This window comes from Micromonospora sp. C28ISP2-4 (genome assembly GCF_030519385.1).
GTDB classification, from domain to species: Bacteria; Actinomycetota; Actinomycetes; order Mycobacteriales; family Micromonosporaceae; genus Micromonospora; species Micromonospora tulbaghiae.
In genome coordinates this window covers 868,139-886,229 of the sequence record NZ_JAUMKG010000001.1, presented here as the reverse complement: position 1 = coordinate 886,229, position 18,091 = coordinate 868,139, and the positions used below count along the sequence as shown (strand labels likewise).

At 71.8% G+C, this 18,091-nt stretch carries 18 protein-coding genes and 1 pseudogene; 12 read left to right on the top strand and 7 right to left on the bottom strand.

Annotated elements, in window-relative coordinates; all coding sequences use genetic code 11:
- Positions 1 to 10: 10 nt before the first annotated feature.
- Both Q3W68_RS04125 and Q3W68_RS04120 read left to right on the top strand, forming a co-directional pair.
- The gene (locus Q3W68_RS04125; RefSeq protein ID WP_302904158.1) at positions 11 to 1,999 is read left to right on the top strand and encodes a serine/threonine-protein kinase; all 1,989 of its coding nucleotides are present in this window, start codon (positions 11 to 13) and stop codon (positions 1,997 to 1,999) included.
- 88 nt (positions 2,000 to 2,087) lie between these two features.
- Positions 2,088 to 2,300, top strand: coding sequence for a hypothetical protein (locus Q3W68_RS04120; protein WP_302904157.1), 213 nt, complete (start codon positions 2,088 to 2,090; stop codon positions 2,298 to 2,300).
- 63 nt (positions 2,301 to 2,363) lie between these two features.
- Here Q3W68_RS04120 and Q3W68_RS04115 read toward each other — a convergent pair whose 3' ends face one another.
- A complete protein-coding gene (locus tag Q3W68_RS04115) occupies positions 2,364 to 3,116 on the bottom strand; it encodes a GH25 family lysozyme (RefSeq protein ID WP_302904156.1) in 753 nt (250 codons plus the stop codon).
- Between the two features lie 128 nt (positions 3,117 to 3,244).
- Complete coding sequence (locus tag Q3W68_RS04110; protein ID WP_302904155.1) at positions 3,245 to 3,805, bottom strand: Uma2 family endonuclease; 561 nt, start codon at positions 3,803 to 3,805, stop codon at positions 3,245 to 3,247.
- A 99-nt stretch (positions 3,806 to 3,904) separates the two neighbouring features.
- On the opposite strand from Q3W68_RS04110, the gene Q3W68_RS04105 reads away from it, so the two are divergent.
- The 4 genes from Q3W68_RS04105 (at position 3,905) to Q3W68_RS04090 (ending at position 7,141) form a co-directional block, all read left to right on the top strand.
- Complete coding sequence (locus tag Q3W68_RS04105) at positions 3,905 to 4,648, top strand: M50 family metallopeptidase (RefSeq protein WP_302904154.1); 744 nt, start codon at positions 3,905 to 3,907, stop codon at positions 4,646 to 4,648.
- 93 nt (positions 4,649 to 4,741) lie between these two features.
- Positions 4,742 to 5,725, top strand: coding sequence for a ketopantoate reductase family protein (locus tag Q3W68_RS04100; protein ID WP_302904153.1), 984 nt, complete (start codon positions 4,742 to 4,744; stop codon positions 5,723 to 5,725).
- A 62-nt stretch (positions 5,726 to 5,787) separates the two neighbouring features.
- Positions 5,788 to 6,288: a SigE family RNA polymerase sigma factor gene (locus Q3W68_RS04095; protein ID WP_302904152.1), complete on the top strand. Its 501-nt coding sequence runs from the start codon at positions 5,788 to 5,790 to the stop codon at positions 6,286 to 6,288.
- The gene (locus Q3W68_RS04090) at positions 6,281 to 7,141 is read left to right on the top strand and encodes a hypothetical protein (RefSeq protein WP_302904151.1); all 861 of its coding nucleotides are present in this window, start codon (positions 6,281 to 6,283) and stop codon (positions 7,139 to 7,141) included. The genes Q3W68_RS04095 and Q3W68_RS04090 overlap by 8 nt, the downstream gene beginning before the upstream one ends.
- A 42-nt stretch (positions 7,142 to 7,183) precedes the next feature.
- Here the strand turns inward: Q3W68_RS04090 and Q3W68_RS04085 are convergent, their stop codons facing one another.
- Entirely contained in the window at positions 7,184 to 8,767 is a 1,584-nt protein-coding gene (locus Q3W68_RS04085) for an acyl-CoA carboxylase subunit beta (RefSeq protein WP_302904150.1), read from the bottom strand.
- A 96-nt stretch (positions 8,768 to 8,863) separates the two neighbouring features.
- On the opposite strand from Q3W68_RS04085, the gene Q3W68_RS04080 reads away from it, so the two are divergent.
- Positions 8,864 to 9,736, top strand: a complete 873-nt coding sequence (locus Q3W68_RS04080; protein ID WP_302904149.1) for a biotin--[acetyl-CoA-carboxylase] ligase — start codon at positions 8,864 to 8,866, stop codon at positions 9,734 to 9,736.
- A 141-nt stretch (positions 9,737 to 9,877) separates the two neighbouring features.
- On the top strand, positions 9,878 to 10,447 hold the full coding sequence (locus tag Q3W68_RS04075) for a PH domain-containing protein (protein WP_121685398.1): 570 nt from the start codon (positions 9,878 to 9,880) through the stop codon (positions 10,445 to 10,447).
- Positions 10,448 to 10,502: 55 nt separating this feature from the next.
- Here the strand turns inward: Q3W68_RS04075 and Q3W68_RS04070 are convergent, their stop codons facing one another.
- From Q3W68_RS04070 to Q3W68_RS28270, 3 genes and pseudogenes are all read right to left on the bottom strand, one after another.
- Positions 10,503 to 11,198: a GtrA family protein gene (locus tag Q3W68_RS04070; protein WP_302904148.1), complete on the bottom strand. Its 696-nt coding sequence runs from the start codon at positions 11,196 to 11,198 to the stop codon at positions 10,503 to 10,505.
- Between the two features lie 62 nt (positions 11,199 to 11,260).
- Positions 11,261 to 11,797 carry a GtrA family protein gene (locus Q3W68_RS04065; RefSeq protein ID WP_368045726.1) on the bottom strand — a complete coding sequence of 179 codons (537 nt, stop codon included), beginning with the start codon at positions 11,795 to 11,797 and terminating at the stop codon, positions 11,261 to 11,263.
- A 251-nt stretch (positions 11,798 to 12,048) separates the two neighbouring features.
- Positions 12,049 to 12,144: pseudogene (locus tag Q3W68_RS28270) on the bottom strand (GtrA family protein); the annotation flags it as partial.
- Between the two features lie 135 nt (positions 12,145 to 12,279).
- Here Q3W68_RS28270 and Q3W68_RS04060 point away from each other — a divergent pair.
- From Q3W68_RS04060 to Q3W68_RS04045, 4 genes are all read left to right on the top strand, one after another.
- Positions 12,280 to 14,121: a phosphoenolpyruvate carboxykinase (GTP) gene (locus tag Q3W68_RS04060; RefSeq protein WP_302904146.1), complete on the top strand. Its 1,842-nt coding sequence runs from the start codon at positions 12,280 to 12,282 to the stop codon at positions 14,119 to 14,121.
- Positions 14,122 to 14,161: 40 nt separating this feature from the next.
- A complete protein-coding gene (locus tag Q3W68_RS04055) occupies positions 14,162 to 15,031 on the top strand; it encodes a hypothetical protein (protein ID WP_302904145.1) in 870 nt (289 codons plus the stop codon).
- An 85-nt stretch (positions 15,032 to 15,116) separates the two neighbouring features.
- Complete coding sequence (locus Q3W68_RS04050; RefSeq protein WP_302904144.1) at positions 15,117 to 16,277, top strand: geranylgeranyl reductase family protein; 1,161 nt, start codon at positions 15,117 to 15,119, stop codon at positions 16,275 to 16,277.
- A gap of 31 nt (positions 16,278 to 16,308) precedes the next feature.
- A complete protein-coding gene (locus Q3W68_RS04045) occupies positions 16,309 to 17,079 on the top strand; it encodes an isoprenyl transferase (protein ID WP_120571629.1) in 771 nt (256 codons plus the stop codon).
- A 132-nt stretch (positions 17,080 to 17,211) separates the two neighbouring features.
- Here the strand turns inward: Q3W68_RS04045 and otsB are convergent, their stop codons facing one another.
- A complete protein-coding gene (otsB, locus tag Q3W68_RS04040; RefSeq protein ID WP_302904143.1) occupies positions 17,212 to 18,036 on the bottom strand; it encodes a trehalose-phosphatase in 825 nt (274 codons plus the stop codon).
- Positions 18,037 to 18,091: the final 55 nt, after the last annotated feature.

Sequence of the window (18,091 nt, the reverse complement as noted above, 5' to 3'; positions counted from 1 at the left end):
GTTCTCTGCGATGTCGAACGCGCTCCCCCAACTCGTCGCCGACCGGTACCGGCTTCTCACGCCGCTCGGTCAAGGCGGCATGGGCCGCGTCTGGAAGGCGCGGGACGAGGTGCTGCACCGGGACGTGGCCATCAAGGAACTGGTCCCGCCCCCCGGCCTCACGCCGGAGGAGCGCCGCGAGATGCGCGAGCGCTCGCTGCGTGAGGCGCGGGCGATCGCCCGGCTCAACAACGTCAACGTGGTCCGCATCTTCGACGTGCTGCGCACCGACGGCGATCCGTGGATCGTCATGGAGTACGTGGCGTCGAAGTCGTTGCAGGACACCATCGCCGAGGACGGCCCGGTCTCCCCGGGCAAGGCGGTCGAGATCGGCCTCGGCGTGCTGAACGCGTTGAAGGCCGCGCACAAGGCCGGCATCATGCATCGCGACGTCAAGCCGGGCAACGTGCTGCTCGGCGAGGACGGCCGCGTGGTGCTCACCGACTTCGGCCTGGCCACCATCCCCGGCGACCCCAACGTGACGCGCACCGGCATGGTGCTGGGCTCGCCCGCGTACATCTCGCCGGAGCGCGCCCGCGACGGCACGGCCGGCCCGGAGGCGGACCTCTGGTCGCTCGGCGCCACGCTCTACGCGGCCGTCGAGGGCAAGTCGCCGTACGCGCGCCCGTCGGCGATCGCCACACTCGCCGCGCTCGCCACCGAGCCGATGCCGCCGCCGCGCAACGCCGGGCCGCTCAAGCCGGTGCTCCAGGGCCTGCTGCGCAAGGACCCGGACGAGCGGATCACCGCCGAGGTGGCGGAGCGCATGCTGCGCAAGGCCGCCGGCCGGCGGGCCAAGAGCATCTCGCTGCTGGACGGCGTACGACGGCCGGGGCCGAACGGTCCGCGCGTGCCGCGACCGCCGCTGGTGCCCGCGCCGCGCCCGGCCGACCAGGCCGAACGCGCCGCGAGCGCGGCGTCCGGGGTCGCCGCAACCGGGGGTACGGCGGCCGCCGCCGACCCGGCGGCGAAGGTGCCGGCGCCCACCTCGGACGCCGGTCCCACAGCGAAGGTGCCCCCGCCGCCCGCCGATCCGACGGCGAAGCTCGACCCGGCGCCCTCGGCCGACGAGACCCTTGTGGACGACGAGGCCCGGGTGGACGGCGTCGACCCGGCGCTGGACGAGACGCGGCTCGACGGCGAGCCCGTCACCGACACCCCGGCACCGGTCAGCCCGGCCGTGACCGGCTCCGCGCCGGTCAGCCCGGCTCCGGCGCAGGAGGCGCCGTCGACCGGCCGGGCCACGGTGCTGCCGGTCGAGAAGTCCGCGCCCAACCGGCGCAACCTGCTGATCGGCGCGCTGGTCCTGCTGCTGCTCGTCGGCCTGGTGGTGGCCGTGCCGCTGCTGAACAACGGTGACGAGGGCGACGGCGGTGAGCCGACAGCCGGCACCTCGGCGTCGGCGGCGCCGCCGCCCCCGCCGAGCGAGAGCACGTCGCCGAGTGCCCCGGCCACGAGTGCGTCGGCCAGCCCCACGCCGTCGGCCAGCCCGTCGGCCTCGGGGTTCACGCTGCCGGCCGGATGGCGTCTCTACACCGGCCCGAACGGCTTCAAGGTGCCGATCCCGGAGAACTTCCGGGCCCGGGTCGGCAAGGACGACGTCGTTCTCTACGAGGTCGGCGGCAGCCGGCGGGTGCTCTACGTCCAGTGGACGTCGGACCCGAAGGACGACGCGTACGCCGACTGGAAGGGCCAGGAGCCGTACCGCGCTTCCCGCGTCGGGAACTACAAGCTGGTCGGCATCACCAAGTGCGACCCCTACTTCCGCACCTGTGCCGACTGGGACTGGCTGGAGACGCGCGACGACGGCACCCGCTTCCACGTGCGTAACCGGGGTGTGGCGACGGCCAGCAACCGGGGCTTCGCGCTGCGCTGGGAGGTCCCGGCGAAGGACTGGGACGCCAACCTGGCGAACTGGGAGATCATCACCAAGGGCTTCGTGCCGGACCGTAAGAACTGAGCGGGAATCCCGCCGGTCACGAAACTCGCTCGCATGGCTTCCCGCCCTCGGGGGTATGAATCCCTTCGACGACGGAAGGAGGCGCGACATGGGTTACCGACGGAGGGACACCGGCCCGCGGCTGGCACTGTGGATGCTCGTTGCGCTCGGCGACGTCGTACTGCTCCTGATCAGCGCCGGCCTGTCCGCGCCGGTCGCGGTCCTCGGCGTGCTGACGCTCACGGTCCTGGGCGTCGCAGCGTGGCGGCTGACGCGCCGCACGCCGGTGCCCGTCCCGGCCACCGCGCGCCGCAGAGCCTGATTCCGGTACGACGACAGCGGGACCGCCTCGTGAGGAGGCGGTCCCACTCGTGTCACACGTACGTCAGGTGTTGTTCGCCAGCGCGATCAGCCGGCTGCGGTCACCGTTCCAGTAGTTGCGGTCGACGTTGCCGCTGATCCCGGAGACGGCGCCGGTGCTGGTGTACTGCCAGAAGCTCCAGAACGGAGCGCCGGCCGGCAGCGTGCCGGGCGCGCTGGCCCAGCGGGCGAGCCACAGCGGGTGGTTGGCCCACGGGCCGGTCCAGCTGCCCGTGCACTGGTTCCACCAGCTCGTGGTGGTGTAGATGACCGCGTACCGGCCGGTGCGGGAGCGGTAGGTGTTCAGGAAGTCCTGGATCCAGTTGCGCATGCCGGTCGTGCTCAGGCCGTAGCAGTAGCCGCCGCTGTACGGGTTGCCCTCGATGTCCAGCGCGGCGGGAAGCGTACGGCTGTCCGCCGACCAGGCGCCACCGTTGCTGGCCAGGTAGTTGGCCTGGGTGGAGCCGGCGGAGATGTTCGGCCGGGCGAAGTGGTACGCCCCGCGGATCACCCCGGCGTTGTACGCGTTGACGTAGTTCGCGTTGAAGTTCGGGTCCTTGTAGCTCGTACCCTCGGTGGCCTTGATGAAGGCGAACTGGATGCCCGCGTTGCGCACGCTCGTCCAGTTGATGCTGCCCTGGTAGCGGGAGACGTCGATCCCGGGCGTGGTCGCGGCGGCGGCCGGTCCGGCGGTCGCCACGAGGGCCGCGGCCGCGGTGGCGGCGGCGGCCAGGCCGGCGGCGAGAAGCCGGCGTACGGAGAGTCTGGTGCTGGGCATGGTTGCCTCCAGAGGGACGTCCGTTTATTGACGCCCATCTTTGGAGCTTAGTGCCCTAGATCGCAATAGGAAGAAAGGAAATTTTCATCGACGGCTGTCGTTCGCCCAGGTGGCGCGACACTTGCGGATCAGCGCAGGTCGCTCGGGTCCATCGCCCAGCGGAACGGCTCGGTGACGCTGAGCGTCTCACCCGCCTTGGCGATGGCATCCTCGACGTAGTGCGCGCCGTCGAGCCGGTGCAGCCGTAGCGAGTGGCTGTCACCGTCCTGCTCGACGAGCAGATACCACGGAATCCGGGCGATCGCGTAGAGCTGCATCTTGACCAGCCGGTCGGCAGCGGCATTGCCGGGCGAGACGATCTCGCCGACAAGCGCCACGCGATCGGCGTCGAGGATCACGCCGTCGTCGTCGGCGTCAGTGACGACGAGGTCCGGGATCACGATTCGGTCCACGCCCAGCCGCACATTGATGGCGTCGTAGACGAACAGGCCGGACGGCTCGGCCGCCAGCTCCACGGAGTTCGCCAGTCGTCGCGCCACCCGCTGGTGCCGTCGGCTCGGGGCAGGGCTCCCGATCAGGCTCCCGTCGAGCAGTTCGATGCGGTCGTGGCTGTCGCCCAACGCGAGGTAGTCGGCCTCGGTCCACGGACCGACGTGCGAGCTGTAGGGCTCCAAGGGAGCTGCGCTCACCGACCTCACCTCCGCTCCTGCACCTCGTCCGATCAGTCTCACACTCTATGAGACTCGGCCGGTCGAACGACACGGCTCGGGGCGGTAGGCTCCCCGCCCATGCCCCTGATCGACGGTCTCACCACGCTCTGGGACACGCTGACCAGCGCCCAGCCGGACCCGCCGCCGCTGCTCGTGGTGGTCACCGCCGTGGTCGCGCTCGCGGTGGTCGTGGCCCGGCTGCCCTGGCGGATCGCCCGTAACGCGGTGACCATCGCGCACGAGGGCGGCCACGCGCTCGTCGCGCTGCTCACCGGCCGGCGGCTGCACGGCATCCGGCTGCACTCGGACACCTCCGGGCTGACGCTGTCCGCCGGCCGTCCCACCGGGCCCGGCATGATCCTCACGCTGCTCGCCGGGTACGTCGCGCCGTCGCTGCTCGGCCTCGGCGGCGCGTGGCTGCTGGCCGGGAACCGGATCACGCTGCTGCTCTGGCTCGCGGTGGCGCTGCTGCTGGGCATGCTGGTGATGATCCGCAACCTGTTCGGCGTACTGTCGCTGCTGGTCACCGGCGGTGTGGTGCTCGCCGTCTCCTGGTACACCTCGCCGGAGGTGCAGGCCGCGTTCGCCTGGACGTCGGTGTGGTTCCTGCTGATCGGCGGCGTACGGCCGGTGTTCGAGCTGCACCGGCAACGCGCCCGGGGCCGGATGCCGCAGTCCGACGCCGACCAGCTCGCCCGGATCACGCCGTTCCCGGCACTGTTCTGGGTGGGCGTGTTCCTGCTGGTGTGCGTGGGCGCGCTGGCCGCCGGCGCGCTGCTGCTGGCCGGTCCGATCCTGGCCGACGCGGGGCTCACCGGCTGATCGCGCCGAGCCGCGCAGCCGCGCCGAGCCGGCCCGCAGCGCGCCGCATCGCGTCGCGGAGCGGGCCGCCTCGCGGCAGGGCAGAATCGGACCGTGCGATACGTGATCATCGGAGCGGGCGCGGTCGGCGGCACCATCGGCGTACTCCTGGCCGACGCGGGCCACGACGTGACGCTCGTGGCCCGTGGCGCGCACCTGGACGCGCTGCGGGAGCGGGGTCTGACGCTGCGCACGCCGGACCGCGACGTGACCGGCCGGCTCCCCGCCGTGGCCGGGCCGGACGGGCCGCCGCTGCCGGCGGACACCGTGCTGGTCCTCACCGTGAAGTCGCAGGACACCGTGGCGGCGCTCGACACCTGGGCGGACGCCCCGGTCGAGGGCGGCGGGACGGCGGGCGAACGGCTGCCGGTCGTGCTGGCCCAGAACGGCGTGGCGAACGAGCCGGCCGCGCTGCGCCGCTTCGCCCGCGTACACCCGGTGTGCGTGTGGCTGCCCGCCACCCACCTGGAGCCGGGCGTGGTGGTCGCCAACGGCCATCCGCATCCGGGCATGCTGCACATCGGCCGGTACCCGAGCGGCGCCGACGACACCAGCCGTGCGGTCGCCGCCGACCTGACCGCCGCCGGGTTCGTCGCGCCGGTCCGCGACGACGTGATGCGCTGGAAGTACGGCAAGCTGCTCGCCAACCTCGGCAACGGCCTTCAGGCACTGCTCGGCCGGGACGTGCCGGAGTCGCTGTCGAAGCGGGTACGCGCCGAGGGGGAGGCGGCGCTCGCGGCGGCCGGCATCGCCCACACCACAGTCGAGGAGGAGGCCGCCGAACGGGGTGACCTGGTGTCGCACCGGCCGGTCGGCGGCGAGGAGCGCTCCGGCGGCTCCACCTGGCAGAGCCTGGCCCGTGGTGCGGGCTCGGTCGAGACCGACCACCTCAACGGCGAGATCGTGCTGCTCGGGCGCCTGCACGGCGTGCCGACGCCGGCCAACGCGGCGGTGCAGACCGCGGTACGCCGGGCGGTCCGCGACCGGATCCCGGCCGGTGGCTTCCCGCTCGGCGAACTGGAGAAATTGATCGGCTGAGCGGGCAACCGCGCCGGGTACGCCAGGCGTCTCTCCTGCGACCGTCACTCGGGAGGTAGCAGGTGCCGGACGTCGACGGGTTCGACGAGTTCTACCGGGGCAGCCGACAGCGGCTGCTCGGCTTCGTCTTCGTGCTCACCGGTGACCTCGCCGAGGCTCAGGACGCCGTGCAGGAGGCGTACATCCGGGCCTGGCAGCGGTGGTCCACAGTGCGGGGGTACGACGATCCGGAGGCATGGGTGCGGGTGGTGGCCAGCCGGATCGCGGTGAGCCGCTGGCGCAGCCTGCGCAGCCGGGCCCGCGCCTACCTGCGACACGGCGCCGAGGAGAGCATGCCGGCGCCGAGCACCGACACGGTCGAGGTGGTGGCGGCGTTGCGGCGGCTGCCCGAGGAACAACGTGTCGCCCTCGCGCTGTACTACCTGCTCGGCATGCCGGTCGCCGAGGTCGCCCGGGAGACCGACGCGCCGGTCGGCACGGTCAAGGCACGGCTGTCCCGGGGCCGTGCCGCCCTGGCCGAACTGCTCGCGGTCGTGGATCTGGAGGAGCCCGCCGATGCGTGACGACGACCTGGCGTTCATCGACTCCATGCAGCGGGACCTGCGCAACGTCCGCTGGGCGGAACCGGCCGAGCTGCGGGCACGCGCCCGGCGACGCAGCCGCCGCACCGTGGCCGCCGCGGCGGTGGCGGTGCTCGCGCTCACCTCCGGCGCGTTCGTGGCGGCCGGCCGCGCCGCCTCACCGGCGCCGGTCGCCGCCAGCCCGTCGCCGACCGCGTGGAGCGCCACCGACGTGCCCGCCGAGGCGCTGCTGCAACCGTCGGACCTGCGGCCGGCCGTCACAGAGGCCTGGAACGACGCCGGGATCGACGAGACGATCGAGCTGGACCGGATGCTGGAGTACTGCCGACAGAATCAGGGCCTGCGGACGGAGTGGGTGAAGTCCCGCTATTCACGGTCGGTGACCCTCCTTCGGGAGCGGCCGGGTGCCCGCGACCAGTCGGACCAGCAGCCGGTGGTCCTGCAGGATCTGCACCGGCTCGCGCCGCAGGACGGCGAGCGGCTCTTCGACGAGATGCCCGCGCTGCTGGCACCCTGTCGCGCATGGCGGTCCACCGGCCCGATCGAGCTGCGGGGCAAGCGGATCCAGGCGGAGGTCGTCCACTCCTGGCAGACGGTCGACAGCGGCTTCGCCGGCGACGAGTCGGTCCTCGTGCGGCACACCGTCGGAAAGGCCCGACGCCTGGACACCGGAGCCCCGATCAGCGACGGGAGCGCGCCGGTGGACCAGGCGGTGGTACGGGTCGGGGACCTCGTCACGGTGCTGCGCGCAGGCCCCGGTGACGAGGTGGCACTGCGGGGTCTGGCCCGTGTCGCGGCCGAGCGGATGTGCCGCGCCGCGAACCCGGGCTGCTGACGCCGGTGCCCCCGCCGCTTCCCGGCGAGGGCACCCGACGCACTACAGCGGGATGTTGCCGTGCTTCTTCGGCGGCAGCGTCTCGCGCTTGGTCCGCAGCACCCGCAGCGCCCGCACGATCTGGGTACGCGTCTCGTGCGGCGGGATCACCCCGTCGACGTAGCCGCGCTCGGCAGCGATGTACGGGTTGGCGAGCGTGTCCTCGTACTCGGCGATCTTCTCGGCGCGGACGGCGGCCGGGTCCTCGGCGTTCGCCAGCTCCGAGCGGTAGAGGATGTTCACCGCGCCCTGCGCGCCCATCACCGCGATCTGCGCGGTCGGCCAGGCGAAGTTCAGGTCCGCGCCGAGGTGCTTGGAGCCCATCACGTCGTACGCGCCGCCGTACGCCTTGCGGGTGATGACCGTGACCTTCGGGACGGTGGCCTCGGCGTACGCGTAGATGAGCTTCGCACCACGGCGGATGATGCCGTCCCACTCCTGGCCGGTGCCGGGCAGGAAACCGGGCACGTCCACGAACGTGAGCACCGGGATGTTGAACGCGTCGCAGGTGCGCACGAACCGGGCCGCCTTCTCCGACGCGGCGATGTCGAGCGTGCCCGCGAACTGCATCGGCTGGTTCGCCACCACTCCGACCGGGCGTCCCTCGACGCGGCCGAAGCCGACCACCATGTTCTGCGCGTACAGCGGCTGCACCTCGAGGAACTCGCCGTCGTCGAGCACGTGCTCGATGACCCGGTGCATGTCGTACGGCTGGTTCGCCGAGTCCGGGATCAGCGTGTCCAGCTCCCGGTCCTCGTCGGTCACGTCGAGGATCGCGGGCGCGTCGAAGACCGGCGGCTCGTCCAGGTTGTTCGACGGCAGGTACGACAGCAGCGCCTTGACGTACTCGATCGCGTCCTCCTCGTCGGTGCCGAGGTAGTGCGCGTTGCCGCTGCGGGCGTTGTGGGTGCGGGCGCCGCCCAACTCCTCCATGCCGACGTCCTCGCCGGTGACCGTCTTGATCACGTCGGGACCGGTGATGAACATGTGCGAGGTCTGGTCGACCATGACGGTGAAGTCGGTGACCGCCGGCGAGTAGACCGCGCCGCCCGCGCACGGGCCCATGATGAGCGAGATCTGCGGGATGACGCCGCTGGCCCGTACGTTGCGGAAGAAGATCTCGCCGTAGAGGCCGAGGGACGCGACGCCCTCCTGGATCCGCGCGCCGCCGGAGTCGTTGATGCCGACGACCGGGCAGCCGATCTTCATGGCCAGGTCCATCAGCTTGACGATCTTCTCGCCGAAGACCTCCCCGAGGGAGCCGCCGAAGACTGTGAAGTCCTGCGCGAAGACGCAGATCTGCCGGCCGTCCACGGTGCCGTAGCCGGTCACCACGCCGTCGCCGTACGGGCGGGTCTTCTCCAGCCCGAAGTTGGTCGAGCGGTGCCGGGCGAACTCGTCCAGCTCGACGAACGAGCCCTCGTCGAGGAGCATCTCGATCCGCTCGCGGGCGGTCTTCTTGCCCCGTGCGTGCTGCTTCTCGACCGCGCGTGCCGACCCGGCGTGCACCGCCTCGTCGAGCCGTCGCTCCAGGTCCGCCAGCTTGCCGGCGGTCGTGTGGATGTTGAACCCGGTCTCGGTAGTCACCCGTGGAATATAACGATGGTTCAGGTGTCTGAGGCTGTGCAGTGCGCCTCACCGCTTCGCGGCGACCGGCGGGCCGGGTGGCCGTAGGCTGGCGGGATGCCCGGCTCGCCGTACACCGATCTGGACCGACCGCCGCTGTCGGCGGCCCGGCTGCGGCGCGCGCTGATCGCGCCGAACGGGCCCTGGCGCCGGTTGGAGCTGCTGGCCGAGACCGGCTCGACGAACGCGGACGCGGTGGCCGCGGCGCGGGCCGGCGAGCCGGAGGGCCTGGTGGTGGTGGCCGAGCGGCAGACCGCCGGCCGGGGGCGGCGGGGCCGGGTCTGGCAGTCGCCGCCGCGCGCCGGTCTCGCCACGAGCGTGCTGCTGCGACCCGGCGAGGCGGACGCCGAGCGCGGCTGGTCGCCCGTGCCGGTCACCGGGTACGGCTGGCTGCCGCTGCTCGCCGGTGTCGCGCTGGTCGAGGCGGTACGCCTGCTGGCCGAGCTGGACGCGCGGCTGAAATGGCCCAACGACCTGCTGGTGGACGGCGCGAAGTGCGCCGGGGTGCTGGCCGAGGCGGTGCCGGGGGAGACGGACCGGCCGCCCGCGATCGTGGTCGGCGTCGGGCTGAACGTGACGCTGCGCGCCGACGAGCTGCCGGAGAACCCGACCGGGCTGCCAGCCACCTCGCTCCAGCTCGCCGGTGCCACCGCCACCGACCGCGATCCGCTGTTGCGGGCGCTGCTGCGCTCGCTCGCCGACTGGTACGAGCGCTGGCGTGACGCCGGAGGCGACGCGGAGGCCAGTGGGTTGCGTGCGGCGTACCTGGCGGGGTGCGCCACCGTCGGCCGCCGGGTGCGGGTGCTGCTGCCCGACGGGCGCGAGGCGCAGGGCACCGCCACCGGCGTGGACGCCGACGGCCAGCTCCTGGTCGAGACGGACGCGCAGACGCTGCGGCTCGCGGCGGGCGACGTGCTGCACCTGCGGTGAAAGGAAGGGCCCCTTGTTAACGCCTCCGGTAGAGGAAGGGCCCCCTCTTAACAACCACAGCAGCCGCCCGCGCGGCCGATGCCGGGCGGACGCGCCGACCGGTTACGGTCAGCGCGTCCGGTTCTGCGAGGAGGTTCCGCCGTGGCGTTCCCCGAAGACGTGCTCACCGAGGACGAGCACGTCGTGTTGCACCTGCACCCGCACTGGAAGGCCCTGATCCGGCCGGTCCTGGTGCTCGTGCTCGCCGTCGCGGCTGTGGTCGCCGGCTGGCTCCTGCTGCCCGACGGCAGCGGCGGCACGATCGCGCTCTACGCGATTGCGGTGGTCGCGCTGGTGCTGGTGCTGTGGCTGGGTCTGTGGCCGTTTCTGGTCTGGCGCACCACGCACTACCTGTTCACGAACGAGCGGGTGCTGCTCCAGCAGGGGGTGCTGTCGCGCAACCGGCGGGACCTGCCGCTGACCCGGATCAACGACCACGCCATGCACCAGCGTTTCGTGGAGCGGTTGCTCGGCTGCGGCACGCTGACCATCGAGTCGGCGGGTGAGCGCGGCCAGTCGGTGTTGCACGACGTGCCGGGCGTGGACAGGGTGCAGACGAAGCTCTACGAGCTGGTCGAGGCGCACCACGACAAGCACAGCCTGGGTGACGGCGAGATGCGCGAGATCCTGGCCGACATGACCGAGGGCAAGTCCCTGCGCGACCAGCCCTGACCCGCCGACGGAGAAGGCCGGCACCCCGTGTCAGGGGTGCCGGCCTTCTCGTCGTTCAGCGGCGGGCGCGGCGGGGCTGGAGTTCCGCGGCGAGTTCGGCGTCCAGGTCGGCGTCGAGCGCGGCACCGAGTCCGGCGTCCGCCGACGCGGGGCGGCCCCGAGGTGGCGGGAAGTCGGCCGCCCGCCCGGCGCCCGGAGGCGGTTCCTCCTCCTCCAGCTCGCTGACCGATTCGGCCAGCTCGGCCACCGGGTCCATCTCGGCGACGTTGTCCCACTCGTCACGCGGCACCGAGTGCCAGGTCTCCTCGGCGTGCTTGGGGACGGGCTGGAAGACGAACGTCCGGTAGGACCAGAAGCGGAACAGCGTGGCCAGCAGGACACCGATGGTCTTGGCGACGTTCAGCGCCAGCAGGCCGTGTACGCCGAGGCCGTACTTGGCCAGGGCCAGGACGCCGAGTTCGATGACCAGCCCCGCGCCGTTGAAGAGGAAGAACAGGACGTATTCGCGCCGCAGTGCCGATTTCGGTCGATCGCGGTACGTCCAGTGACGATTCATCAGATACGACGTGATCGTGGCGACAATCGTCGCGATGACCGTCGCCTTCAGCTGGCCGTCACGGAAAACCGTGAGTGCCAGAGCATTGAACACCGCGTAATTGATGACGGTGTTGATGCCGCCGACGATGCCGAATTTGAGCGCCTCGTGGATGAACTTCTGCCAGCGCTCGGGCAGCAGACGGACTCCAGGCATGCGGAACACCTTAGGCAGTTGGCTGGGCCGGCTGGGCCCGGCGGGTCGGGATGGGCGGTTCGTCACGCCCCGGACTCTCGGTCGGGGCTCGTTGCCGCAACGGGAGGTGTTCCCGCCTCGACGAAGACGAACCGTCGGTACGACCAGAACCGGAAGAGCGTGCCCAGGCCGGTGCCGACGATGAAGCTCGCGATGTTGTCGGCCAGGGGGATCTGGAACACCGCGGGCCAGATCGCGCCCAGCCCGTAGTGGCTGATCGCCAGGCAGGCCACAGCGATGCCGAGGCCGACCGCGTTGAAGAAGAAGAACAGCGCGTACTCGCGGGCCGGGTTCGACCGCTGCCGGTGCCGCCATGTCCAGAACCGGTTGCCGAGGAAGGCGACGGTCGCGGCGATCACCGTGGAGATGGTCTTCGCGGCCAGCGGGGGCATGTCCCGGCCGCTGGACAGGTAGTTGAAGAGGACGAAGTCCACGATGAAGGCCAGGCCGCCGACGGTGGCGAACTTGCTCAGCTCGTGGATGAGGTGACCGAAACGGTCGAGCAGTGCTCCGATCGGACCCCGGCGGGTCTGCGGAGCCCCCGGTTGGTCTCCGGTCATCGTCGCGGCCACCCGCCGAGAGTACCGGTTGTGCGGTAACCGGGCGGACTGCAACGGCGAGTCGGCGACGACGGCTTCGTCGCGCCAGTCGCGCCCGGGCCGCAGAGGCGTCGCCCGTTCTCGATGTCCGTGAGCAGAGCGTAACGCGCTGTGCGAATCTGTGGAGCACATCACGGAATCGTCTTTCGCGACATGTTCGTACGCTTCCCCTCGATCGGGCGTCGCTGTCACTCCGGCGCCGGACCCGGCCGTCGAAGGTTCACCGCAGGATTTGCGTGAAACTGCGCGCGAAAGCGGGTATCAGATCGTGATGCCGCAGCGTGGCCGTACCTTGTGCAGTTCTTCACAACCAGTCCCACTGACTGACGAGGCAGTCCGGTTTACGCTGAGCCCAATCCCAGGTTTCCACGAGGCGGCGTACCAGCCCGCCGGAACTCGTGCACCCCATAGATCGGTCAGCGTCGACCACAAGGAGAAGTGACATGGTTGCTCCGGCTGCTGTTCGGGGTATCGATCAGGCCCCGACGTCCCACCCCAAGCTGCTCGCCTGGGTACGTGAGGTCGCGGAACTGACCACCCCGGACCGCGTGGTCTGGGTGGACGGGTCTGATGAGGAGTGGCGCCGCCTCACCGACGAACTCGTCTCCAACGGCACCCTGATCCGCCTGAATCCCGAGAAGAAGCCCAACTCGTTCTACGCGCGTACCGACCCCACGGACGTCGCCCGGGTGGAGGAGCGCACCTTCATCTGCTCCGTCGACGAGGCGGACGCCGGCCCCACCAACAACTGGATGGCGCCGGCCGAGATGAAGCGGACGATGACGGAGCTGTACCGCGGCAGCATGCGCGGGCGCACCATGTACGTCATCCCGTTCTGCATGGGCCCGGTCGAGGCCGAGAACCCCATGTTCGGCGTGGAGATCACCGACAGCCCGTACGTGGTCGCCTCGATGCGGATCATGACCCGGATGGGGTCGTCGATCCTGGAGGCGATGGGCGACGACGCCGACTTCGTGCACGCGCTGCACTCGATCGGCGCGCCGCTCGACCCGGGCCAGCAGGACGTGGCGTGGCCGTGCAACGAGACCAAGTACATCTCGCACTTCCCGGAGACCCGGGAGATCTGGTCCTACGGCTCCGGCTACGGCGGCAACTCGCTGCTCGGCAAGAAGTGCTACTCGCTGCGTATCGCGAGCGTGATGGGGCGCGACGAGGGCTGGCTGGCCGAGCACATGCTGATCCTCAAGATCACCTCGCCGGAGGGCAAGGTCTACCACATCGCCGGCGCCTTCCCGTCTGCGTGCGGCAAGACCAACCTCGCCATGCTGGAGCCGACCATCCCGGGCTGGAAGGTCGAGACCATCGGTGACGACATCGCCTGGATGCGGTTCGGCGCGGACGGCCGCCTCTACGCGATCAACCCCGAGTACGGCCTGTTCGGCGTCGCTCCCGGCACCGACTGGAAGACCAACGCCAACGCCATGCGGACGCTGGACCGGGGCAACTCCATCTTCACCAACGTGGCGCTCACCGACGACGGCGACATCTGGTGGGAGGGCATGGGTGAGCCGCCGGCGCACCTGATCGACTGGAAGGGCAACGACTGGACGCCGGAGAGCGAGAACCTCTCCTCGCACGCGAACAGCCGTTTCTGCACGCCGATCACGCAGTGCCCGATCCTGGCCGACGACTACTACGACCCGAACGGCGTGCCGATCGACGCGATCCTGTTCGGTGGCCGTCGCCGCGACACCATCCCGCTGGTCACCGAGGCCCGCGACTGGGTGCACGGCGTCTACATGGGCGCCACGCTCTCCTCGGAGACGACCGCCGCCGCCTCCGGCGCGGTCGGCGTGGTCCGCCGCGACCCGATGGCCATGCTGCCGTTCATCGGCTACAACGCCGGCGACTACTTCCGGCACTGGATCGAGATGGGCAAGGGCGCGGACGGCGACGAGTCCAAGCTGCCGAAGATCTACTACGTGAACTGGTTCCGCAAGGACGCCGAGGGCAACTTCCTCTGGCCGGGCTTCGGCGAGAACTCCCGCGTGCTCAAGTGGGTCATCGAGCGGCTGGAGGGCCGGGCCGAGGCCGTGGAGACGCCGATCGGCATGGTCCCGGCGCAGGACGCGCTCGACGTCGAGGGTCTGGACATGACCCCGGAGGACGTCCGGATCGCGCTGAAGGTCGACGCGGACGAGTGGCGCAACGAGCTGCCGCTGGTCACCGAGTGGTTCGAGAAGTTCGGGGACAAGCTCCCCGGCGTGCTCTGGGCCGAGCTGGACGCGCTGCGCGCCCGGCTGGACGCGGAGCCGCAGAAGTAACAGGTGTGCCCGTTGCCCCTGCCGGGCAACATCGGATGCCATGAGGACGGCCGCTGAACCTGTCGAGGTCCGGCGGCCGTCCGCCGTCCGGGCGCTCACCACGCTGCTCGCCGTGACCGCGGCGGCCACCGTCGTGGTCGAGCTGCTCAACTACTGGTACGCCCCGGAGCAGGAGTTCGGCCTGGCCGTACGCACCGGCTGGGCGATGCTCCGGTCGCTCGGCTTCCTGCTGCTGATCGGGCACGTGAACAAGGGCCGCGTGGGTGCCCGGCCGTTCGGGCTGATCCTGGCGGTGACCACGATCTTCGCGGTAGGGCGGCTGATCGTGCCCCGGCAGGGGGTGCCCGCGCTGCCCGGCCTGGTCGGGTTCGCCGTGCTCACCGCGCTCTGCGTCGCCGTGGTGGTGCTGCTCTACCGCTCCGAAGCGATCCGCGCGCACCTGGTCCGGCACCGTAAGGGCCTGGTCGTCGAGGGCGGGACGATCGCCTGGCGGGAGATGGCGCCGAAGCGCCCGCAGGCGAACGGCTGGCTGCTCACCGCCCGGGTCGCGGCGTTCACCTACAGCCCGCTGATGCTGGTGCCGGCGCTCGTCGCGACGGGTGCCGTGCTGGACGGGCGGCTGGCCGCCGTACCGGCAGTGATCCTCTGGTTCGGCGCGGGCATAGCGGCCAGCTACGCCGTGCTGTTCTGCACCGCGTTCCTGCTGCGCGACAAGGCGTGGGCGCGGAAGGCCCTGGTGGCCGTCACCCTCGGCGTACTCGCGATCGACCTGCCGCTGTGCTGGTGGCTGCTCGGCACCGACGGCCTGATCCGAGACGGCGCCCCCTTGGTCACCGCCGCCGCCCTGACTCTCTGGTCCCTGCACCGCGCCACCCGAACCCCCACCCTCACCCCACCTCGTCGATCATGAAGTTGGCGGCGATTTCGATCTCCGTTGATGCCGTCAAGCTCATGATCGTCGCCCGTGGCGGGGCGCGGCGGGGCAGGATGAGGGGGTGTGGGACGTCGTTGTGGTGGGGGCGGGGCCGGCCGGAGCGGCCGCCGCGCTCGGCGCGCGGCGTGCCGGGGCAGCGCGGGTGCTGCTGCTCGACCGCTCCGACTTCCCCCGCGACAAGGCGTGCGGGGACGGCATCGCCGCGCACGCGCTGGACGTGCTCGCCGAGCTGGGCGTGACCGGAGCCGTCGACGGCTATGCGCCGTTGCCCGCGCTGCGCCTGGTCGGCCCCGGCGGCGGCACCGTCGCGAGGACGCTGCCCCGGCCCGCGTACACGGTGCCCCGCGAGGTGTTCGACGCACGCCTGGTCGCGGCGGCGGTGGCCGCGGGCGCGGAGTTGCGGCGGCACACCGTACGCCGGGTGGAGATCGCCGCCGACCGGGTGCTGCTCGACGGAGAGCTGGCCGCGCGGGCGGTGGTCGGCGCGGACGGCGCCGGATCGGTGGTACGGCGTGCGCTCGGCCACCCGGTCAACCCGGACCGGCACCTGGCGCTGGCCATCCGGGGCTACGCGCCCGCGCCGGCCGGGCCGCCCGAACAACTCATCGTCACCTCGGCGGCGCGCTGGCCCGCGTACGCCTGGGCCTTCCCGATCGGTGACGGGCGCGCGAACGTCGGGTACGGGGAGGTGCTGCGCGGCGAACCGCTGACCCGCGCGCACCTGCTGGACCGGATGGCCGCGCTGCTCCCGGACGTCGACCCGGCGACTGTGACCGGCCTGCGGGCGCACCACCTGCCGCTGTCCACCCACCGCCCGGCACCCGGCCGGGGGAGGGTGCTGCTGGCCGGGGACGCGCTGTCGCTGATCAACCCGTTCACCGGCGAGGGCATCTTCTACGCGCTGCGCTCCGGCGCGCTGGCCGGCGCTGCGGCGGCCGGCTCTCCCGCCGAGGCAGCCCGGGCGTACGCCGCCGCGCTGCGCGCCCGGCTCGGCACCCACCTGCGGCACAGCTCGGTGGCGGCGTGGCTGGCCCGGCGGCGCCGGGTGGTCGACGCGGCAGTGGGCGCGGCCGGGCGGGACGAGCGTGTCTACCGCACAGTGGTGGAGCTGGGCCTCGGCGACGGCCGGCTGGACGCGCGCACCCTGATGGCGATCGGGGCGGACCTGCCGCGACCGCGCCGGACCGGTTCACCGTCAGGTGATATGCCACCGAGACACTGATCTCTCTCGCGGGTCGCTACCCTGCAAGGTGATGACTCTGCGGAAACTCCTCTACTCCGTGTACGAGCGCCGGCTGACGGCGAAGCTCGCGGGCAAGCCCGTACCCGCCCACGTCGGCGTGATGTGCGACGGCAACCGCAGATGGGCCCGGGAGATGGGCTTCGTCGACCCGAACGACGGCCACCGGATGGGCGCCGAACGGATCAAGGAGCTGCTCCGCTGGTGCGACGCGGCCGGCGTCGGGCACGTCACGCTCTGGCTGCTCTCCACCGACAACCTCTCCCGCCCGGCCGCCGAACTGGACCCGCTGCTCCAGATCATCGAGGACCTCACCACCGAGCTGGCCGAGGAGGGCAACCCCTGGCGGCTGCGGATGGTCGGCGCGCTCGACGTGCTGCCGGCGCAGCACGCCGCCGCGCTCAAGGCCGCCGAGGAACGCACCCGCGACCGCGACGGCGGGGCTCAGGTCAACATCGCGGTCGGGTACGGCGGGCGGCGCGAGATCGCCGACGCGGTTCGCTCGCTGCTGCTGGAGCACGCGGCCAACGGCGGCACGATCGAGGAACTGGCCACCTCGCTCGACGTCGACCACATCTCCGAGCACCTCTACACGAAGGGGCTGCCGGACCCGGATCTGATCATCCGGACCAGCGGCGAGCAGCGGCTCTCCGGCTTCATGCTCTGGCAGAGCGCGCACTCGGAGTTCTACTTCTGCGAGCTGAACTGGCCCGACTTCCGCAAGGTCGACTTCTTGCGGGCCCTGCGCTCCTACGCCACCCGCCAGCGCCGCTTCGGCACCTGACCGCCCGCCACCCCTGACCCCCGCCCCGCGATCTTGCAGTTTCGGCCCCTGCGGCGTGCCTTTTGCCGCTCTTGTCGGGGCAGTAAGTGCAAGATCGACGAGGAGGGCGCGGCGGCGGGCGCGGCGGGGAGGTCAGCGGAGGTGGGGGAGGGCGGCGGTGAGGAAGTCGGCCAGGGCCGCCGGGGAGTCCAGGGTCAGGTCGGCGGCGTCGGCTACCTCGTGACCGGTCTCCGGGTTGGCGACCGCGACGCAGACACCGAGGAAGTCGGGATCGGCGGCGGCGCGGGCGCGCAGCGCGGCGAACGCCTTGATGTCGGAGACGTCGTCGCCGAAGTACCAGGCGCCACCGGCGTCCCGGACCGTCTCGCCGATCACCATGCCCTTGTCCCGGTCGACGGGGGGCTTGAGTTCCAGCACCATCCGGCCCGGCTGGGCGCGCAGGCCAAGCCGCTGGGCCTGGGTACGACCCCACTCCTGCACCAGGTCGCCGAGTTGCGGGGCGGTACGCCAGTGCAGCGCGACGGAGAGCCGCTTGAACTCGACGAGCGCCCCGGGCGGCAACTCGGCGCGGGCCTGCTCGGCCAGCTCGGACATGGTCGGCACCCACGGCAGGGCGGCCGGCTCGGTGACCGTCTCGCCGCCGGAGTGGCTGTGCTCCAGGCCGTAGAGCCCGTACAGGTCGATGCCGGCGAGGCCGCCGAGGTGGTCGCGGAGGAAGTCCACCGGGCGGGCGGAGACGATGGCGATCCGGCGCACGTGCGGGGCGAGCGCCTCCAGCGCGCCGAGCACGTTTGGCGCCGGCCGTACGGCCGTGGGATCGTCGTCGACGGGCGCCAGGGTGCCGTCGAAGTCGAAGAAGAGGACGACGTCACCCGCGCGGGCGGCGGTCGCACGCCAGGCGTGCTCCGCGTTCAACGGGGTCTTCGGCTGCTGGTTGCCCAGATTCAACGGCGGCACGCGCGTCAGCGTACCCCGCGCCGGGCGGCGTATTCGTGGCCGAGATATGACGTCG

What these genes read in the sequence shown, in the direction of transcription:
- Q3W68_RS04080 (WP_302904149.1), top strand. Translation starts at nt 8,864, where the DNA reads ATGCCCGGCTCGCCGTACACCGATCTGGACCGACCGCCGCTGTCGGCG.
- Q3W68_RS04060 (WP_302904146.1), top strand. Translation starts at nt 12,280, where the DNA reads ATGGTTGCTCCGGCTGCTGTTCGGGGTATCGATCAGGCCCCGACGTCC.
- Q3W68_RS04090 (WP_302904151.1), top strand. Translation starts at nt 6,281, where the DNA reads ATGCGTGACGACGACCTGGCGTTCATCGACTCCATGCAGCGGGACCTG.
- Q3W68_RS04045 (WP_120571629.1), top strand. Translation starts at nt 16,309, where the DNA reads ATGACTCTGCGGAAACTCCTCTACTCCGTGTACGAGCGCCGGCTGACG.
- Q3W68_RS04125 (WP_302904158.1), top strand. Translation starts at nt 11, where the DNA reads ATGTCGAACGCGCTCCCCCAACTCGTCGCCGACCGGTACCGGCTTCTC.
- Q3W68_RS04105 (WP_302904154.1), top strand. Translation starts at nt 3,905, where the DNA reads ATGCCCCTGATCGACGGTCTCACCACGCTCTGGGACACGCTGACCAGC.
- Q3W68_RS04120 (WP_302904157.1), top strand. Translation starts at nt 2,088, where the DNA reads ATGGGTTACCGACGGAGGGACACCGGCCCGCGGCTGGCACTGTGGATG.
- Q3W68_RS04115 (WP_302904156.1), bottom strand. Translation starts at nt 3,116, where the DNA reads ATGCCCAGCACCAGACTCTCCGTACGCCGGCTTCTCGCCGCCGGCCTG.
- Q3W68_RS04065 (WP_368045726.1), bottom strand. Translation starts at nt 11,797, where the DNA reads ATGACCGGAGACCAACCGGGGGCTCCGCAGACCCGCCGGGGTCCGATC.
- Q3W68_RS04070 (WP_302904148.1), bottom strand. Translation starts at nt 11,198, where the DNA reads ATGCCTGGAGTCCGTCTGCTGCCCGAGCGCTGGCAGAAGTTCATCCAC.
- Q3W68_RS04055 (WP_302904145.1), top strand. Translation starts at nt 14,162, where the DNA reads ATGAGGACGGCCGCTGAACCTGTCGAGGTCCGGCGGCCGTCCGCCGTC.